9 protein-coding genes are annotated in these 21,900 nt (G+C 37.3%); all 9 read right to left on the reverse strand.

What is annotated here, in order from left to right; genetic code table 11:
* Window positions 1–17: 17 nt before the first annotated feature.
* Window positions 18–4,112 carry a non-ribosomal peptide synthetase gene (locus AC5JMK_RS05360; RefSeq protein WP_495909562.1) on the reverse strand — a complete coding sequence of 1,365 codons (4,095 nt, stop codon included), beginning with the start codon at window positions 4,110–4,112 and terminating at the stop codon, window positions 18–20.
* A gap of 159 nt (window positions 4,113–4,271) precedes the next feature.
* Window positions 4,272–5,021, reverse strand: a complete 750-nt coding sequence (locus AC5JMK_RS05365; protein ID WP_495909563.1) for a class I SAM-dependent methyltransferase — start codon at window positions 5,019–5,021, stop codon at window positions 4,272–4,274.
* A gap of 44 nt (window positions 5,022–5,065) precedes the next feature.
* Window positions 5,066–9,691 carry a type I polyketide synthase gene (locus tag AC5JMK_RS05370; protein ID WP_495909564.1) on the reverse strand — a complete coding sequence of 1,542 codons (4,626 nt, stop codon included), beginning with the start codon at window positions 9,689–9,691 and terminating at the stop codon, window positions 5,066–5,068.
* Window positions 9,692–14,377 carry a type I polyketide synthase gene (locus AC5JMK_RS05375; RefSeq protein ID WP_495909565.1) on the reverse strand — a complete coding sequence of 1,562 codons (4,686 nt, stop codon included), beginning with the start codon at window positions 14,375–14,377 and terminating at the stop codon, window positions 9,692–9,694.
* Between the two features lie 45 nt (window positions 14,378–14,422).
* Window positions 14,423–16,066 (reverse strand): pyridoxal-dependent aspartate 1-decarboxylase PanP, encoded by a 1,644-nt coding sequence (gene panP / locus AC5JMK_RS05380; protein ID WP_495909566.1) that lies wholly within the window; start codon window positions 16,064–16,066, stop codon window positions 14,423–14,425.
* Between the two features lie 120 nt (window positions 16,067–16,186).
* Entirely contained in the window at window positions 16,187–18,961 is a 2,775-nt protein-coding gene (locus tag AC5JMK_RS05385) for a non-ribosomal peptide synthetase (RefSeq protein ID WP_495909567.1), read from the reverse strand.
* Window positions 18,962–19,111: 150 nt separating this feature from the next.
* Window positions 19,112–20,155 carry a guanitoxin biosynthesis L-enduracididine beta-hydroxylase GntD gene (gene gntD / locus AC5JMK_RS05390; protein WP_495909568.1) on the reverse strand — a complete coding sequence of 348 codons (1,044 nt, stop codon included), beginning with the start codon at window positions 20,153–20,155 and terminating at the stop codon, window positions 19,112–19,114.
* A gap of 115 nt (window positions 20,156–20,270) precedes the next feature.
* Complete coding sequence (locus tag AC5JMK_RS05395) at window positions 20,271–20,591, reverse strand: hypothetical protein (protein WP_495909569.1); 321 nt, start codon at window positions 20,589–20,591, stop codon at window positions 20,271–20,273.
* A gap of 20 nt (window positions 20,592–20,611) precedes the next feature.
* On the reverse strand, window positions 20,612–21,751 hold the full coding sequence (vioD, locus tag AC5JMK_RS05400) for a capreomycidine synthase (RefSeq protein ID WP_495909570.1): 1,140 nt from the start codon (window positions 21,749–21,751) through the stop codon (window positions 20,612–20,614).
* Between the last annotated feature and the right edge of the window lie 149 nt (window positions 21,752–21,900).

The raw sequence follows: 21,900 nt of genomic DNA on the forward strand, positions 1-21,900 counted from the left end.
TGTTTTTACTCCCATTATCAATTTAGATTGCACACAGCATTATCGATACATCTTTTCAACTGTTTAGTTAAATCTTGGATATGAGGTTCAACGAAAATCGAGAAATGATCCCCTGGAAGATCAATAGTTTGAATGGGTTGACTAGAACATTTACCCCAACCTAATAGAGGGTCACTACTAGACCATTCTGGATTATCAAAGTCATGAATTATCTCCTCACTAGCTCGAAATATAGTTATGGATTGAGGATAAACTTGGGGAACATAGTTTCGCATCGCTTGAACATGCAGTTTGAAAAGTTTGTAATAACTGAGAAAATCTTGAATTTCTGCATTACTGAAGATAAAATCCGCCTTTCTATTAATCAAATTTAATTTCTCTGTTAATGGCAAATCTCGAAGTTCTTCAAAAGGCACTGAAAAATCCACATCACTGTCAGTTTTCATTGATTCAGCGATACGAAGCAAAAACTTAGCATCGTCATCATCTGTAGGTTCAATTATTGTTTCTGGTAATATGGCATCAATGACAACTAATAAACCAACGGTGTCGCCCTGATTGTGTAATTGTCTTGCCATTTCAAAGGCTAATACACCACCATAACAATGACCACCTAGAAGATAGGGACTATTAGGTTGCACTTTACGAATTTCTTGCAGGTAGCGAGTTGCTGTTTCTTCTACCGAAATAACTTCGGGTCTATCTTGTTCTAACCTATCTTCCAAAGCATAAAATGGATAATCTTCACCCAGCCTTTTGGATATATTAAAGTATGGACTAATATTCCCACCAGCACCATGTATGCAAAAGAAAGGTATCTTGTCACCTGAAGAGTTAATTGCTACTAGATGAGAATTAGGACTTTTACGAGATGGTTGACTTACAATTGCAGCTAGTTTTTCAATAGTTGGGTTTTCAAAAAGAATAGATAAAGGAAGATTATGTTCAAATTTATCATAAATTTGAGCCATTAAGCGAATAGCTAAAAATGAGTGGCCGCCTAAGTCAAAAAAGTTATCCGTAACTCCAATATGACTAGTATTGAGCAGATTTTCCCAAGTTTTTGCTAAAGCTAATTCTGTAAAATTTCGAGGAGCGACAAAGGATTTATTTGTATTTAGCTGGATAACCTCACTACTGGGCAATGCACACTTATCTACTTTTCCATTAGGTGTAAGCGGAAGTTTATCAAGTACAATAAAAGCAGATGGCAACATATAATTAGGCAGCTTCTGCTGCAAATAGGATAATAGTTGTGTATTAATATCCTGCTTATCTGTGACAAAATAGGCAATCAAACGTTGATTCTCTTGAGCATCATCGCTAGCAATTACAACAGATTCTTGTATGTCTGGATGTTGTGCAATCGCAGTTGCAATTTCACCTAATTCTACCCGAAAGCCCCTGATTTTTACTTGCTCATCATGGCGACCCAAATATTCCAGGTTACCATCTTGGAGGTATCGAACTAAATCGCCTGTTTTATAAAGTTTATTTCCGGGTATAAAGGGATTATCAATGAATCTCTCTTGAGTTAATTCTGGGCGATGTAAATAACCCTTTGCTAATCCATCACCACCAATATAAAGTTCACCGATAACTCCTACAGGTGTTGGCTGTAAATCGCGATTTAACACATAAACTTGAGTATTTTCAATCGGACAACCGATGGGGACACTGTTTGCTTGATTATGTAATAAACTGGTGTCGTAGTAAGTAGCATTAGCGGAAACTTCCGATGAGCCATAAAGGTTGATCAGTTTTGCTGAGGGCATTAATTCTCGGAAAGTTTCAACTAACTTAACAGAGAGTGTTTCTCCGCTAGTTATCCAGAATTTTAAGTGTGATAATTTATTAACTAGATGACTATAATTATCTAAAAGCAAGCGCAGTAATGAGGGTACAAATATGATACGAGTTACTTTGTGACGCGCTAGGGTTTCTATAAATAATTGCGGATCTAGGATAGTTGCATTGCTGATAATTACTGTAGGAATTCCTCTAAGTAAAGGAGCAAAAATTTCCCAAACAGAATCTACAAAACTAATAGCTGTTTTCTGACAACAAACTTCTTCTGGAGTAAAAGGATAGGTTTTCCATAACCAGTGTAAGCCGTTGACTGTACCGCGATGAATGCTAAGAACGCCTTTAGGTGTTCCAGTTGAACCAGAAGTATAGATAATATAGGCGAGATGATCAGATGAAGAGATGTTAATGGGATTTTCTGAACTTTCTTGAGCAATTTCGTCCTTGTGGATATCTAAACAAACGGTTTTAGCCGCAGATAATGATAGTTTTTCTAATATCTCTTGCTTGGTAATTAACAGCGATGCTTGGGAATCCCAAAGCATAAAATTCAGACGTTCTACTGGATAACTTGGGTCAAGGGGAATGTATGCACCACCAGCTTTAAGAATAGCTAAAATTCCCACTACCATATCTAGGTCGCGTTCCAAGCATAGAGCAACCAGTGTTTCTTTTGTTACACCTTGTTTTTGTAAATAATGTGCAAGTTGATTAACTCTATAGTTAAGTTGACGATAAGTTAGTTCCTCAGACTCGCTAATTAGTGCTAAATGATCAGGCGTTAGCTCAACTTGTTGTTCAAATAATTGATGCAGAGATGTATCTTGAGGATAATTTGCATGAGTTTGATTAAACTTAAATAATAGTTGCTCTTGCTCAGAAGCAGTTAGTAGCGAGAATTCACTGAGGCGTTGCTCTGGATTTGCAACGATATTTTCTAATAAAGTTTGGAAATTATTTATAAATTGGGTAATAGTTGCTGAATCGAAAATATCTGTATTGTATTCCAAACATCCTGTTAACCCTTCTTCGGATTCAGACATCGACAGAAAAATATCTAGTTGAGCTGTACCACTATCAAAATCCAAAGTACGCAAGGTTAATCCAGACACTTCTTGCACAGAGGTTGGAGTATTTTGCAGGACAAACATCACCTCATAAAGTGGATTTCGGCTTAAGTCGCGTTCGGGTTGTAATTCTTTTACAAGCATCTCAAAAGGCAAATCTTGATGTGCATAAACATCAAGAGTCACCTCACGTACTCGATGTAAAAGTTCGCAGAAACTGGGATTACCACTGAGGTTATTACGTAATACCAAAGTATTAACAAACAAACCCAGCATTCCTTCTAATTCTGCACGGTTACGATTAGCAATCGGAGAACCAATTAAAATATCTTCTTGGTCTGTGTAGCGGTATAGTAATACGTTAAATGCTGCCAGCATACTCATAAAGAGAGTGGCATCTTCTCGCTGGCTTAATTGTCTGAGTGCATTAGTTAAGGTTGTAGAGAATGTAAAATATTCTTTAGCACCAGCAAAAGTCGTGACGGTAGGTCGTGGACGGTCTGTGGGTAGTTGTAGTACAGGTAACTCACCCTGAAGTTGTTGCTTCCAATAATTTAATTGGTCTGCGAGGAATTTACCTTGGATGCGATCGCGTTGCCAAACTGCAAAATCTGCATACTGAATCGGCAGTTCAGATAAGTCAGAAGGTTGATTTGTCGAGAAAGCAGCGTATAGCGTTGACAACTCCCGCAGAAACACACCACAAGACCATCCATCTGTGATAATGTGGTGCATGGTTACAAGTAAAATGTGTTCCTCTTCGCTTAAGCGCAGTAATGTTGCTCTGACTAAAAGTCCTTTAGCTAAATCAAACAGTTTTGTTGCTTCCTTAGCTACAAGTTGTTTAACTTCTCCTTCCCAATTTTTAACAGACAAATGTTCAAGGTTAATAATGGGTAAATCCCAATAAAATTGGGTTTTTATTTCTTGTACTGGCTCTCCATCTACAAGTGTAAAATTTGTCCGCCATACTTCATGACGCTTGAGAATTTCATTTAGGCTTTGCTGAAGTGCTGTAATATTCAGATTTCCTTGTATATGAAAAGCGGTCAGAATATTGTAGAAAGAACTTCCATGATAAAGCTGGTCAATAAACCATAGTCTTTGTTGAGAGAAAGATAAGGGAATATTTTTATGGTCTTGACGTTTGGGAATAATATCAGCTTTAATTTTTCCTCCCTTCCATTTTTCTAGAAGGGCTTTTTTTGCTGGTGATAAATTAGAGTATTGTTTATCCATAAATTGTACCTATAGCAATCCTAAATTTCTCAGATTAGATTGCGTGCGTGAACTATATAAAAATCCCAAATACTTGTAAAAGTCTATGTTATAGAAATGCATAAATCTAAGATGTTTACGAAGCGACATATTGCGTCTCTACATTCACAATTACGTGAGCTACTGCTTCAGACAAACAAAGCAAGCCATAGCATCATCATCTGATCCAAAATCTTTGAGCCTATAGTGATTAATATCCGTGAAACCCACTTTCTCAAGAGCCGCTTCTACTTCTGATAAAAAGAAATCCCTTCTCAGCCAAATAGTATCGAAACGCTTCCAAATATTTTCTATTAACTCAAATCCGGTGACTTTAATTTCCCAAATTCTTTCTTCTGGTTTATAATTAAATATCTCAATCATGGCACATTCGTCATTAACATTAACATGGTCGAAAATTGGTGGAGCAATTTCATGGAACCAATCTGTTAATGGTATTGTGAATACAAATAGTCCATTATCTCGCAGTGCTGTATATACGTTTCGGAAGACAGATGTTAATTCTTCAGCATTTAAGATAAAGAGTAGAACAATATGCGACAAAACTGCATCAAAAGTAGGTGGCAGTTCAAATTTACGTATATCACTAAGAATAAATTCACTCTCAGGTGAGTTTATTTGAGCATAACGCAACAGTTCTTTAGAAGCATCCATTCCAGTCGTATGATACCCCCTAAGATAAAGCTGTTGTAGCAATTTTCCTGAACCACAACCCAGATCGAGAATACGCGCTCCCTTTGGGAAATGTTGTAAAACTAAGTGTTCTAAAAGAGGTATTATCCCTTCTACTATTTCTTCGTCTGTACTCTTCAATTCGTTCTGCATCCGGGCAAAAGGTTCATAATTTGGGATAGGACTGAGTAGAGACATAAACTATTTTTCCTGTTTCAAAGTAAGGTTTAAAATTGAACAATTCAAGAATTATCTGCAATGTTAGCTAAAAAAGATTCTGCTTCTTCTTCAGATAACCCTTCAATTTTTTCCACAAGAAGTTGTTCAATCATTTCTGCTTGTTTGGCTGGTATCATTGCTTCTAATAAAAGGTCACGCAGTGGTAAGTCTACAGGAAATTTGGCTCGCAAGCGAGAAACTAATTGAGTTGCAATCAGGGAGTCTCCCCCAAATTCATAGAAATTATCGTAAATACCCACTTCTGCAATCCCAAGTACCTCTTGCCATATTTCTGTAATTTGTTTTTGCAACTCATTTGTGGGAGTAACATAGGAATTACTAAGGCTAGGTCGAGAGTAGCGTGATGATAAATCTAATTGATGAGTAGAGTTTGAATTTGTAAGAGAGTCGAGATTAAATGTATGATTTTTTCTAGCATTAATATCTGTTGTAGAAATAATAACTTGAGTTCCTTCACTTAAAGAAAATATTCGTTTCAATACTTCTACGGTTTCTCTTGGGGTAATAGCTAATTCCGATCCAGATACTTGCTCCAGTGTTGTTTGTTTCTGGTTTGAATTCAGTTGCAATTTATCCAAATTTATAATATACCACGGCAAAGAATTATTCCGAATATTCCGATTACGTCGGTTAGTAAAAGTATCTATAAATTGATTACTTGCTGAATATAAGCTTAATCCAAATCCTGCTAAAATAGAAGATAAAGAAGAAAAAATGATACAAAAATCTAACTTTATATTTTGTAAGGCTTGTTCTAATACTGTAATCTTACGACGTTGTAATTCTAAAAGATTTTCTAATTCTATTTGATTAATTTCTGGAATGGAAGCAAATATATGTTCGCGCTTTATTCCAGTTGAATAAATGACACCGTTAATTTGTCTAATATGTTCAGATGCAAGACTTTGATGCATTTGCTCATAATTAGTTGTATCTGCACACATGACCAAAATTTTTGCACCTAATTTCTCTAATGCTATAAATTGTTGAATTTTGCAACTCACTTCATCATCTTGAGTATGAGTTTCCAGCCATTGTGAGAAATCATCTTTTTCTGGGAATGTAGAATCCTCAATAAATATGAGTTTTGCTTGGAAAGTTTTTGTTAAGTATTCCGCAAGAACAACTTCAATACTTTCTAAACCACCAGGAAACAGGTAAACACCCTGTTTTCTTAAAGGTATTTTGTCTTCAGCTATTGCTTGCAAGTGAACTGGTTCAAAAGTTTGTACCCAACGGTAGCGATCGCGATAAGCAACTACCATGTCTGAGGATACAGCGGTTAACTCATCCAAAAGTTTGCCAATAATGTTAACCTCGTCTGTGCGGTTAGTTAAAGCAACATCAATACATCGACAGGTAATATTAGGATACTCTTGAGGGATGACTTTACATAAACCTAATATGGCTGCCTTCTCTGGGTCTAGTTTTTCGTTCCCATTAACCTCTTGGATGTTGTTGGATACAACCCAAAGTTGTAAGCGATCGCGATCGCTAATTTTCAGATCACTAAGACTCTGCGTTAAAAATAGTAAACTGTTAAATTCTAAATAATTCCCTGGTTGACGATTTTCAAGATGACTTACGCTCCATAAATAAGCAATTTGTTCAGGGTTTTGACCTAATGACATTAATTCTCTAAGCAAGGTATCATAGTCTTTAATTTTGCATGGGTTAATTGTATAAACACCCTCGCTTAGTTTACTAAACTGCTCTCCTTGTTGAACAGCAATGATATTTTTATCTTGATTTTTCAACGCATCAATTAGTTGTTCACTTATTCCAAAATCATCTACAAAAAACAGCCATCTTTTTTGTGTTGATTTTATTTGATCTGAGGATGAATGAGGTAGCAAAGAGCGCTTCCATGAAGGAAGATAAAACCAGTTAGCAATATCTTGTTTATTATCTAATGTTGTTGGTTTTATATTTACAGAAGGGGATAGAGATTTCGCATCAATCCAGTAGCGTTGTCGCTCAAAAGGATAAGTAGGTAAAGGCAAACGATGACGCTTCTCATGAACATAAAATCCCGACCAATCAATTTCTACACCCCCAAGCCACAACCGACCTAATGTTTGTAATAAAAAACTAATATCAGATAGTTGCTCCTTAACATGGCGTAAAGAAGTCAATACCTGTTGTTTAGTATTTTGCTCTAAATGCTGTGTGGTTAATGTGCTTAAAGTCCGCCCAGGTCCGATTTCGAGAAAAACACCTTCAAATTGCTTGATTAGTTGCGATATGCCATCTGAAAATCTCACAGTATGTCGTAAATGTTGACACCAATAATCAGGATCTTTAGCTTGTTGTTGAGTAATCCAACTACCAGTGATATTGGAAATAAAACCTATACGTGGTGGATTGAGTTTAACTGTTTTAATCGCCTCACCAAATGCTGACAATATCGGTTCCATCATCACCGAATGAAACGCATGAGATGTATGCAACTGACGACATTCAACTTCAATTGAAGATAATTGTTTTTGTAGGGTTGCAACAGCTTCATTTGTTCCAGAAACAACGCATGAAGATGAGCTGTTAATCACTGCAATTTGTAGAGACTCTCGATATAACTCGTTTCCAGAAACTAACAGTTGCACATCTTTTTCTGGAAGTCTAATTGCCAGCATACTTCCTGGGGGTACTTGTTGCATTAACTGTCCCCTTTTTGCCACAATTTTGAGCGCATCTTCCAAAGAAAATACACCTGCGATTGTTGCAGCGACATATTCACCGATACTATGACCAATCATTGCTTCTGGACGCACTCCCCAAGACATGAATAACTGAGCTAGGGCGTACTCTGTAACGAATAAGGCGCTTTGGGTGAAGGCTGTTTGTTGCAGTTGATTGGAAGCGGTTTCTGTTTCTTTTGGGTTGAGATAGAGTAAGGAGCGGATATCAAGACCGAGGTAGGGTTGCAAAATAAGGGCACAAGTATCTACGTGTTTTTTATATGTTGGTTCTACTTCATAGAGTTCTCGACCCATGTTTGCATATTGTGACCCTTGTCCTGAAAACATGAAGATCACTGGACAGTGACCTGGCTGACGTTGGTGACTAAAAATGTGCTGTGGATTTTGGCTGTTGAGTGATATGACTGCATCATTTTGGTCATTGCAAATCACGATGCGGCGATGATCAAAAGCTTGACGACCGACTTGTAGGGTGTAAGCTACATCTGCTAAAGGAACACTGGGATTTTGCTCTAAATAATCACGCAGTTGAACTGTTGCAATCTCTAATGCTGTGCTGGTTTTGGCTGAGAGCAGTAACAATTGCCAAGGGCGCGAGGGACTCGATGCTTCAATGACTGGAGCTTCTTCCAAAATCACATGGGCATTAGTTCCGCCTATGCCAAATGAACTGACACCTGCTCTGCGGGGTGTGCCGTTGCTTTTCCACTCGCTAAGTTTAGTATTGACGTAAAACGGGCTATTGGTAAAGTCTATCTCCGGGTTGGGTTTTTCAAAGTGTAACGAAGGTGGTATTTGTTTGTGTTTTAATGCCAGAACTGTTTTGATTAATCCTGTCACACCTGCTGCTATGTTTAAATGTCCGACATTGGTTTTTACTGATGCGATCACACAAAATTGCTTTTGTTTGGTGGGTGCAAATACTTTTTTCAAGGCACTAATTTCAATCGGATCTCCCAACTGTGTACCAGTTCCATGAGTTTCGATGTAAGTGATTGTTTCAGGAGTAACAGAGGCGATCGCCTGTGCTTCGGCAATCACCTCAGCTTGACCAGCCACACTAGGAGCTGTGTAACCGACCTTAGCAGCACCATCGTTATTAATAGCTGAACCCTTGATTACTGCGTAAATAAAGTCACCATCAGCAATGGCATCTTCTAATCTCTTGAGGACGACAAGACCCACTCCATCCCCGAAAATAGTTCCTTGGGAACTGGCATCAAAAGCTCGACAGTGACCATCGGGAGAAGTGATACCCCCTTGTTGATAGAAATAACCTTCCTTTTGCAGAGATGTGATACAAATACCACCTGCTAAAGCCATGTCGCACTCGTAGTTTAGCAATCCTTGACACGCTGAGTGAACGGCTACCAATGACGTAGAGCAAGCAGTCTGAACGTTGATACTTGGCCCTTTCAGGTTTAATTTATATGAAATTCTTGTTGCAGCAAAGTCCTGACTATTGCCATATATAATTGGAAGACCCATCGATTCAATTAGGTCAGTGTGGGAACTCAAATTGCTAAGAAAGTAAGAACTCATATTGGTTCCCACATAAACACCAGTCAAGCCTTTGCCGGAACAAGGATCATAACCAGCATTTTCCAATGCTTCCCAAGCACATTCAATCAGAATACGGTGTTGGGGATCTACAATTTCAGCTTCCCTTGGCGAGAAGTCGAAGAAGGAAGCGTCAAACATCTCAATATCTGAAATATTTGCACTAGCTTTTACATACTGAGGGTTACTCAGCCATGCAGGATCTACACCTGAAGCTTCTAATTCCTCATCACTGAAAAAAGAAATTGATTCTCGTCCTTCGCACAAATTTTTCCAAAATTCATCAACACTTTTGGCTCCTGGAAAACGACCAACCAGGCCAATTACAGCTATGCCTTTAAGAGAATTGTCCATTGCTTGATTAGACATTTATTTTCTCCTTTGCTTCATTAATTGTCGTTTTTCCTGCATAGCCGCTTCTTTTCTGCTGGCACGTTCATCAGCTTGTTGAAATATTGGTTCTTCAGTCTGCTTTCCACTGATATATTCAGCCAAGGTACTTATAGTTGAAAGTTCAAATAGGTCAGCAATTGATAAATTTTTATTTAATTCTTCGAGAATTCTACTGCGAACCTGGATTATTAATAGAGAATCTCCGCCTAATTCAAAGAAATTATCATAAAGTCCTACATTTTTTATCCCCAGAAGATCTTGCCAGATATTGGCAATTTTTTGCTCGACTTCATTACTAGGGACTACGTAGGAATTTGACAAATCGGGTCTGGAATGTAGTAATAAATTTGTTTTTTGACTCTCTGTCCGCTGTTGCAATGATTCCAAATTAATCCATTGATTAATTCTAACTTGAAGCTTTCCAGTAGAAACAACTATATGATTGAATCCATTGTGGTTTAAAATTCGTTTAACAGCTTTTATTCCTTCTTCCGGCTTCAGAACAAATTCTGTTAAATTTCCACCTACAGATGTGTTTTGTACATTTTTATTTGCGGCTTCAAGTTGCCAACCATCCCAACTGATACTACTCCATAAAGTTGGATAAATTTGATTGTGTCGATGCACAAAAATATCCATAAAAATATTAGCTGCTGAGTACGCAAAAAAACCTAAGCCTCCTAATATAGAGGATAGAGAAGATAGCAATAAACAAAAATCTATATTTTGATTTTTTAAGACATTCTCTAGTACTAAAACACCTTGTACTTTTGGTTTAAATTGTTGTTCACAATCAGATTTACTTAGATTTTCAATCGCTTCAATAGATTCGCCTTGAACAACTCCAGCAGCATGAATAACACCATTAAGCCGACCAAATTGCTGTTGAGCTTGAGCAATGACATTTTGCATTTGTTCAAGATTGCTCACATCAGCGGTCACTATTAAAACTTTTGCACCATTACTTTCTAATTCTTTAATTTTACGAATTTTACGACTAGTGCCATCAGTTTCGTCATGGGTAGTCAGCCATTGTTCCCACTCGTCTTTTTCGGGTAAAACCGAACGTCCTACCAATACTAGTTTTGCTTGCACACTTTGCGCCAAGTATTCTGCCAAAACCAGTCCAATACCTCCAAGTCCACCCGTAATTAAATAGACTCCTTTTTCTCTAAGTCGAGGATTTTCGATTTTAGGTTTCTCAAACCGCACAGGTTCAAAAGATTGCACCCAACGATTAAAACCTCGATAAGCAACAAGTTTTTCCGAATCAGAAACTTTCAGTTCCGCCAGCAATTGCTCTACAAGTTTTGCTTCCTGCCAACTGTCAATTTCTGGAAGTATAACATCAATACTACGACATTTTACATTTGAATATTCTTGAGGAATAACTTTAATCGGTCCAAGTAAAGTTGCTTTTTCAGGAGATATTTTTTCGTTCTCTACTACTGGGTGCAAGTTGTTAGAAATAACTAGAATTTGTAATTCATCAGCAGTTTCTTGTCTTCCCAGAGTCTGAGCCAGAAATAGAAGACTATAAAATCCTATTGATTGAGCTTTATCAATTGTTTCAAATGTTAATTCTTTGTCACTATTTGGTGTGGTATTCCATAAATGAACAATTGTTTTTGGTAAATTATTCTGTTTGCAAAGTTCTTGAATCAAAATATCATAATCCAGCTTATGGCCTGGATTGATGATATATTCACGCTCATTAAGTATGGTGAAAATTTTACCTATCCTAACAATAATTATGTCTTGATTTTGTATTTCTAATTCTTTGACTAATTTACTACCCAAGCCACACTCATCAACAAACACCAAAATACAAGATTTCTCAGATGCTAATTCTTGGTGTTCTATTTGTGCTGGGGGTAAAGAGGGTTTCCAAAAAGGAATATAAAACCAATCAGCAATATCAGGTTTTTTACTCAGTGATAATCGATGCTCGCTTTCCCCTTGCTTGTTAGGCTCAATCCAGTAACGTTGTCGTTCAAAAGGATAAGTAGGTAAAGGTAAACGATGACGCTTCTCATGAACATAAAATCCCAACCAATCTATTTCCACACCCCCAAGCCATAATCGCCCCAATGTCTGCAATAAAAAGTAAACATCCGATTGTTGCTCCTTAACATGGCGTAAAGAAGTCAATACCTGTTGCTTTGCATTTTTCTCTAAATGTTGTGTCGTTAACGTGCCTAAAGTTCGTCCTGGTCCCACCTCCAGAAAAACACCTTCAAATTGCTGTATTAATTGCGATATCCCATCTGAAAATCTCACCGTTTGTCGTAGATGTTGACACCAATAATCCGGATTTGTCGCTTGTTCTTGAGTAATCCAACTACCAGTCACATTGGAAATAAAGCGTATCTTGGGTGGATTGAGTTTGACTGTTTTAATCGCCTCAGCAAATGCTGACAATATCGGTTCCATCATCACCGAATGGAACGCATGAGATGTATGCAACTGACGACATTCAACTTCAATTGAAAATAATTGTTGTTCTAAGACTGCAACAGCGTCGTTTGTTCCCGATACGACACAGGAAGATGGGCTATTAATTACCGCAATTTGTAGAGATTCTGGAGCTAACTCGTTTCCGTTCAGTAGCAATTGTACATCTTTTTCTGGCAGTCTAATTGCCAGCATACTTCCTGGGGGTACTTGTTGCATTAACTGTCCCCTTTTTGCCACAATTTTGAGCGCATCTTCCAAAGAAAATACACCTGCGATTGTTGCAGCGACATATTCACCGATACTATGACCAATCATTGCTTCTGGACGCACTCCCCAAGACATGAATAACTGAGCTAGGGCGTACTCTGTAACGAATAAGGCGCTTTGGGTGAAGGCTGTTTGTTGCAGTTGATTGGAAGCGGTTTCTGTTTCTTTTGGGTTGAGATAGAGTAAGGAGCGGATATCAAGACCGAGGTAGGGTTGCAAAATAAGGGCACAAGTATCTACGTGTTTTTTATATGTTGGTTCTACTTCATAGAGTTCTCGACCCATGTTTGCATATTGTGACCCTTGTCCTGAAAACATGAAGATCACTGGACAGTGACCTGGCTGGCGTTGGTGACTAAAAATGTGCTGTGGATTTTGGCTGTCGAGGGATTTGATTGCATCATCAAGGGAGTGACAAATAATGATGCGACGATAGTCAAAAGCTCGCCGACCGACTTGTAGGGTGTAAGCTACATCTGGTAAGGGTCTATCGAGGTTTTGTTCTAAGTAATCACGCAGTTGGGCTATAGCACTATCTAAAGCGGTGCTGGTTTTAGCTGATACTGTTAATAATTGCCAAGGACGAGATGGATCGGAAGTTTTAATGGCTGGCGCTTCTTCCAAAATCACATGGGCATTAGTTCCACCAATACCGAAGGAACTCACACCTGCTCTGCGGGGTGTGCCGTTGCTTTTCCACTCAGTAAGTTTAGTGTTGACGTAAAACGGGCTATTGGCGAAGTCTATCTGTGGATTTGGCTTTTCAAAATGCAAGCTAGGAGGTATTTGTTTATGCTTTAATGCCAGGACTGTTTTGATTAATCCTGTTACACCCGCTGCTGTATCCAAATGCCCAACATTGGTTTTAACTGAACCAATCGCACAAAATCCTTTTTTATTGGTGCTAGCGTGAAAAGCTTGTGTGAGAGCCTTAATTTCAATCGGGTCTCCTAAAATGGTTCCTGTACCGTGCGTTTCTACATAACTAATAGTCTCAGGATCGACACCCGCTAAGGCTAAAGCCTCTAAAATAACTCCTCTTTGACCATCAACACTAGGGGCTGTATATCCAACCTTTAAAGAACCATCATTATTAACAGCTGAACCCTTAATTACTGCATGAATATAGTCACCATCAACAATAGCATCCTCTAATCTTTTCAAAACCACCACACCTAAACCATTGCCACCAACTGTTCCCTGCGCTTGAGCGTCAAAAGCTCGGCAATGACCATCAGGAGATTGAATTCCTCCCTGTTGATAGCGGTAACCAGTTTTTTGCTGCGCTCCAACGGTTATACCACCAGCTAAAGTTATATCACTTTCACCATTAAGCAAACTTTGGCAGGCTAGATGAACAGCAACCAACGATGTGGAACAAGCAGTTTGAATATTGATACTGGGTCCTTTTAAATTTAATTTGTAAGAAACTAAAGTAGGTAAAAAATCTTTATCATTCCCAATTAAAACTTGGTAGCTATCTTCTGACTCCATCAAATTTCGATTGGGATATAAGTTGGAAAGCAAGTATGAACTCGCAGCAACACCGGCGAAAAGACCTATTTGACCACTATAAGTTTCCGAATTATAACCAGCATTTTCTAAAGCTTCCCAAACACTTTCTAGAAAAAGTCGGTGTTGGGGGTCTGTAATTTCCGCTTCTCTGGGAGAAAAACCAAAAAAAGAAGCATCAAATAAATCTATATTTTCTAATATACCGTTTGCCTTGACGTAATTGGGATTACTTAGTAATCCAGAATCTACCCCAGCAGATATTAGTTCCTCATCCGTGAAAAAAGAAATTGACTCTACACCAGAGCGCAGATTTTGCCAAAAGCTATCAATTTTATTTGCTCCAGGAAAACGACCAGCCATGCCAATAATCGCGATTTCGTCTCTATCATCTAAGCTATCAATAAAACTTTCGGCTATATTCATAGGTCAAAACCTGTTCATACATATTTTTGGTCTAATATCAAGCACTCAATATGCAATTGAGATTCCTGAAGCAATCTGAATTTGGTCATTTAAAACTGCGTCAATATCTGCTTCAGTAGTTAATGGATTGGCAATTACTGCACGCATGGCTATTACAGATATTTCTTTATCCAAGTTGATAGTTGTTTTTGTCGTTCGTGAGATAAAAGTTCTACCAATCTGACGCTGCATCTTCTGTAAAAGCTCATTAAAATGATTAATAAATCGATTTTCTGTCTCTGATAATTTTTTGTTGACAACTACTTCTCTAAATTGCTCTGGAATATAACGATAAATTAACAGATTAGTATCAGGTTCTGCTAATAATTCAAATTCAGGCATTGCCGAAATCTGAGCAGCCATGTATTGAGTTTTACGGATTCCTTCGTCAATCAAAAACTCATATCCATTAAGACCAATTAGCTTTAGACCAGCATGTAAAAATAAAGCCATGCCTGGTCGAGAACCTTCTAAAGAACGCTTACCTAAATCAAATGACCCTTTACGCATGGTATAGCTAGCCTGTTTTTCAATTGAAGAAGCCAAATGAGGGTCGCGGAAAAAGACCATACCAATACCCATTGGCAAATACAATTGTTTATGTCCATCAATAGTTACTGAGTGAGCTTTTTCAATGCCAGCAAGCTTATGTTGATGTTTTCGAGAAAATATCACCGGACCACCCCAAGCAGCATCCACATGAAAATGTATATTATTTTCTTGGGCAATCTCTACTATATCTTCTAGTGGATCGACGCTACCAGAATCTGTAGTTCCAGCAATACCAACAATGGCTATGATATGTAAGTTTTGCTGGCGACAATCTGCAACGGCTCGACGTAAGGCTTGGATATTGACTCGATTGTTAGAATCTACTGGGACTCGCATCAAATTTTTAGTGCTTATGCCCATTAAATCCGCAGCTTTATCAAAAGAGAAGTGCATCAATTCGGAACCAATTACAACTGCTCCTTTGTAGCCGTAAAAATTTAAAGCTGCACTTAAACCTTCTTTTTCTATACCTAAAAACTCATTCTTTGCACCTAAAGATCTATTTCGAGCGCACCACAAAGCAGTTATGTTGGCTGTTGTGCCACCAGAAACCAAGATTCCTAATGTACTTTGATTATTTTGAATATGCTGGGCGTAGAAATTATCCGATAAATCATAAATTTGCCGATGCATCATTGCTAAAGCCTCACGTTCGCAAAAACTCAAGGCTTTAGCTGTCTCTATTTTGACAGCATTTTGATTCATCGCTGTCATTAGCTTGGCTAAAGGACGCACAAAAGCAGGAAGTGCGGAGGTCATATGACCGATAAATTGTGGTGCAGATGTGTGTATTGAATGAGCAACAACATTTTCATTTAAGTATTGAAAGTAGCTTTCAAAATTAGTAGGTTGTGCAGGTATTTTGCTCTCACCAAAATTTTGGATTATCCATTCAATATCAACATTGGTATTTGCATTGTTTGCAATTAAAAAATTTTGAGAGTACTCCTCAACCATTTCATCTATTTGAGTTTCAATTGATTTCCCTTGAATAGGTGCAAATATTTGTTTTATATACTCATAAATTTCAGTAGACAATACTTTTTCTGATGAATAAAAACTCTTTTTAGATGAAATTTCTTTTTCAGTTAATGTCATTTGACTTCCTTGAATAACTAATATTGTATTTTTCTATTGTCAGTGTAGAGTAAAGTAATGATTGTTTGGATATTCAGGAGTTGAGAGCAAACTTTAATCTTTTAGAGTTTATTCACCTGCTTAGGACGAAACTCCCCTTTCCTTTGCTGCTGCTCGATGTTCTTTTCTTGCTTGTTTCCGACGCTGTGTCGAATCTTTCGTACTTTGAGAACGATGAGATACAAAATATGTTTCTTCTGTTGATTCCTGGCTAAAATATCTAGCTAAGTGGCTTACGGTAGGATGTTGAAACATTTCCACCAAGAGTAAATTTTTCTGGAATATTTTTTGTAATTTACTATGAACCTGAACTAAAAGCAGCGAATGACCACCCAGTTCAAAGAAATTATCATGAATTCCTACATTCTCAACATGAAGTACTTCTTGCCAAATATCGGCAATAGTTTTTTCTATCTCTGTTTGGGGTGGCTGATAAACTACTTCCAATTCTGGACGTACTGTATCAGGTGCGGGTAGTGCTTTGCGGTCAACCTTACCATTAGGTGTTAGTGGTAACGCTTCTAATGTCACAAAAGCTGCTGGCACCATGTAGTTTGGCAACTTCGACTCCAAAAAGCTACGTAATTCAGTAATTTTCAGTGTTTGCTCTTTTTGAGGAACTACATAGGCAACTATTCGTTGAGAATCTGCCGATTCTCCATTAACTATAACCACAGTTTCTCGCACTGCTGGGTATTGGCTGATGATTACCTCTATTTCTCCTAATTCAATTCGCAAACCACGTACTTTTACTTGGTGGTCAATACGACTAATGTACTCTATCTCCCCATTTGCTAAATAACGTGCCTTGTCCCCAGTCTTATATAAACGCTCAGTTTGCTGACTAAAAGGATTAGGAATAAATTTTTCTGCCGTCAAGTCAGGACGGTTTAAGTAACCTCTACCTACTGCTACACCACCAATATAAACTTCACCTGTTATGCCCACAGGAACAAGGTTGAGATACTTATCAAGTAAATATATTTGGATATTTGCAATTGGTTGACCGATAGGAACTGTATTTTGATTGGTAATATTATCTTTTTCACACTGCCAAAAAGTGACATCCACAGCAGCTTCTGTTGGACCATAGAGATTATGCAGTTGAGCATTAAGTCGATTAAAGAAGCGTTGTTGCAACTGGACTGATAATGCCTCACCACTGGTAATTACTCGTACCAGTGATTGACATTTTTCTAAACTTTCTGCTTCGATAAAAACTTGCAGCATTGAGGGGACAAAATGTAAAGTTGTTATTTGCTGCTGTGCAATCAAGTTGACTAGATAGTTTGTATCTTTATGACCTTCTGGTTGAGCGACAACTAAACGCGCACCCGTGATTAACGTCCAGAAAAATTCCCATACGGATACATCGAAACTGAAGGGAGTTTTTTGTAAAACTGCATCTGCTGATGTTAATTGGTAAGTCTGTTGCATCCATAGTAAGCGATTGAGAATACCGCTATGAGCATTCATCGCACCTTTGGGTTTACCTGTAGAACCAGAGGTATAGATTACATAAGCCAAATTATCAAGTGTAATGTTGGATATGGGATTGTCTGTACTTTCATGAGCGATTTTCTCCCAATCACTATCGATGCAAATTACCTGAGCTTTATGATTTGATATATTTTCTAATAGGTATTGTTGTGTGAGTAATACACCTGCTTGGGAGTCTTCTAACATATAAGCCAAGCGTTCTTGGGGATAGCTAGGGTCAAGTGGTACATATGCACCACCTGCTTTGAGGATGGCTAATAGTCCGATGACCATAGAGAGCGATCGCTCTACGCAAATTCCTACCAAAATCTCTGGTTTTACTCCTAGCGAATCGCTACGCGACAGCTTCGCTGAACGCAAGTAGTGTGCCAACTGATTCGCTCGTCGGTTTAATTCCCGATAACTTAACTGTTGGTTTTCAAATACCACTGCGATCGCATCAGGTACTTCCTCTACCTGTGCTGCAAACAACTCATGGATACATTGCTGTTGAGGATACTCAACTTCTGTATTATTCCACTCCCGCAACAATTGATATTTCTCATATTCTGTTAACAGTGGTAAATCTAACAAACGCTGCTGAGGATTGGCAACAATTGCTTGAAGCAACGTTTGCAAATGACCTACCATTTTTTGTATATAACTTTCTGCAAATGAATCAGTTCTCTGTACTATGTTTGTGTAGAAATTAGTTACTAATTGAAGATTTTTGTTACTAAAATTATTTTCATTATAATCTATCGAACCGCAAATTTCATTATTCTCAGCAAGAAAAGAAACTGTAATATTATTCTTGAATTTTAATACATCATTTTTATTGTGAATATTTTCTAATAGTATAACTGTATCAAATAATGAACATCGGTTCTCTACTTGAGGTAAATTTAATAAATCAATTAATTCATCAAAACAATAGTCCTGATGACTATATGCCTGGATTAAATTATCTTTGACTCGAATGAGAAAGTTTTTAAATGTCATCTCATTACATAATTGAGTTCTTAAGGGAATCAGTTTACTATCATTCAAATAATCTAGATTTACACCATTTATTTTCTTATAAGCTGGTATTCCAACAATAAGGTCATTAGTTCCAAGATACCGTTGCATAAGTATCTTAAATGCCGATACAAGCATTAAGTACAACAAAAAATCAGACCCTTTAGTTAACTTGATAATTCCCTGAGATAAATAATCAGGTAGCTCAAAATAATGACTTTTATTTTTTCCAATATACTGGGATGTTCTGGCATAATACTGTATTAAATTTGTTTCTGGTAATTCTCCAGAAAGTTGATTCAACCAGTATATTTTTTGAGAAAATAGCTCTTCGACATCTAATATTTTTGTCATCATTTTTAGCTAGTTAGCGATTGCCTATAAATGTACTATTATACTTACCAGATTCCCAAATATCTAAATTCTATATTAATTAATAATACCGACATAAGAAACCCATATCTACTAACAGATTTAGAAAGTATAACTATAATAATCCATTAATTTCTAAAAAATTATTCTAGATGTAGCCGTAGGTCTAGCACTTCTTGATTTTCTCAAATCCCTGGCAACAATTATTCTTTTAAGCCAACGATGCTGACCATCATACATGGTTGTGTATGGCTTTCTTCCGTGTACTGCCTTGTAATTATCAATAAAGCAGAAATCTCCAGGTTGTAGAACGAGATCGCTTAGATTACTTTCAATCGATTTAATTAATTTATTTAGGGCTGTTAATGCTTCATTATCATCTTCTAGTTTATTCATATCCATGAAGTAAGGATCGATACGAACATATGGACATTTTGGATCGCCATAAAACACAGAAATTTTTTCTGGTTCGCTATTAATCTCGCTTATTTTATGGTAAGCAGAACTGAGTAAGTTATCATTATTAGCTTGAGTTTTTTGTAAATCAGATTGATTTTTGACTAAATGAGATTCATCTGGGCGAATTGTGAAGCGAGGTTCAAATAAAATTGCTATCTCTTCTGGATTTAGATAAGAAGTTGCATCTACAGGTGCAACAGTAGTAGCAGCTTTTTCTTTATTTCTTAGACACATCATACCTAGATAATCGCCTCTGTAAGGGTGAAACGCATCTTCGTTATGCCACCAGAGTAACTCTTTACTACTACTACCAAGTTGTTCATGTTCGTGACCTTGAATGGGTATAACATCATGAACGATATGTCCAGCTTGCTGAGTAGACCAACCAATCACATCACCTAGTAATGTGCTGAATAGAATAAAAATAATTTCTTCTTCTAGAGCTGAGGAAATTTCTTGTCTATGCTGCCAATGAGAAGGAGTTTTACCAATTTTTTCTTCTGAAATTGGATAACCTGAAATTAGACAAAGACCTGATGATGGTTCTAATAGTCTGAAATCGTTAATAAATGCCCGAATTCGCTTAGGAAGCTCGTGAGCGATAATTGATGCATCTTTTAAAAAATGCTCGTCTTCTACTGAAGAATATTGAGAGGTAATATCTTTAATCAATGACTTCATTTCATCAATTTCGCGCTCGAAAAAAATAATTTTTTCCATGATAATTACTTGAATTTTTCTTGTGTTTACTTCTCTGCTGTTTCTTTTTTCTCAGCTATATCGGTTCTATATATTATTGCTATTAATAAGAATTATTTGCTTATTTTTAAAAAAGTTATTGAACGATTTTAATGCCGTCATTATCTAACAACAGATTTAAAAATCCTAATATTACTTCATCACTATCCTCTCTACTATCTTCTTTATTAACTAAAGAGTATGAATCCTCTAAAATTATTTTGACACTCTGGATTTCTCCAGAATTGATAGTTTTAATTGCTGTCTGAATATTGGGATATAAAGGAACTACTGTAGGTATTCTATTAACCGCGCTCGCAAGATTAATAAATGAATTTTGAATTGCAAAAGTTTCTTTTTCCCAGATTTTTTCTGTGAATTGAATCCAGAATTGCTGTGATGGTTTAACTGTTTGCATATTTCTATACATCCTTAAAATCAAAAATCCGTAACTAAAGCTGTTGATAAGCGACTTAGACCTTCCTTAAGATCAGATGTAGCTCCTCCAAATCCTAATCGCACATGACTTGGATGATTAAAGCAAGTACCTGGTACAAGCAACACTTTATAAACGTTTGCTAGATGATGACAAAAAGCCTCAGAATCTGAAATGCTTCGTAAACCCATAAATGTACAAACACCACCTTGGGGACGTGACCATCTTACAAACTCTTTATGTTCTTCTACCCACTTAGATAAAATATCTAGATTAGTATAGGCTTGCTGCAAACGAATACTTAGAAGATTGTCGGCTTTTTCTACAACTCTTTGGGCAATCAGTTCAATCATGGGAGAAAGATGAAGCGTCATATAGTCACGCAAATGGACAAAACCCTCTAACAGTTCTTTTGAAGCCAAACACCATCCAAATCGTAATCCTGGTAACCCATAGCATTTAGAAAAAGTTCCCATTGAAATAGAGCGATCATAATATAAGTTAGGATTGGACAGGAGAATACCGTCGTAAACGATATCTGCAAAAGCCGCATCCCAAACAAGATAAGCTCCTACCTCCGTTACTGCCTCGATTAACTCATTTTGTTCTTGTTGACTTAATGACACACCAGTGGGATTGTGAGGGAAGTTAACAATTACCATTCGGGTGCGTGGGGTAATTAACTTTTTGGCTTCCTCAATATTAGGAGCAAAATTATCCTCACCTCGAAGTTGCCAACGCTTTAACTGGCAACCGATCGACTCAGCAATGGAAAATAGTTGTTGATAGCAAGGATCTAAGACAACTACTTCATCACCAGCATTAAGCAGCCCATTCATGATTAAGAAATTGGCTTCACTTGAGCCATGAGTTACCATAACTTGCTCTGGATCTCCATTACTCCAGCGCGAGGCAATAGCTTGACGCAACTGCAAACTTCCCAAGCTGGAGCTATCGTGGAAGACTACATTATTCAGTTCTTCTTGAGTAAGGTTAGTAAGTTGATAAAGCTCGGTGAGCGAAAAGTTTTCTACCCCACTACTACCGATATCAATTTCGGTACTGAAATAATAATCCCTCATCCAACCCTCTAAAAGAGCAGGAGCAATTTCGTTAATTGGGTTCTTGGTTAATGTTTCCATCAGTGTTGAAATTCATTTAACTTTGTTAATTACTTAGCTTCTTTTCTGATTTGATTACTTGAATTTTTTTCGATGATGGCAATTTTTTCAATATCTATAATTACTGCATTTCGATTATATTGCTTGTGAATTTACTCACTAGATTAGTA

It is taken from the genome of Pelatocladus sp. (assembly GCF_059505505.1).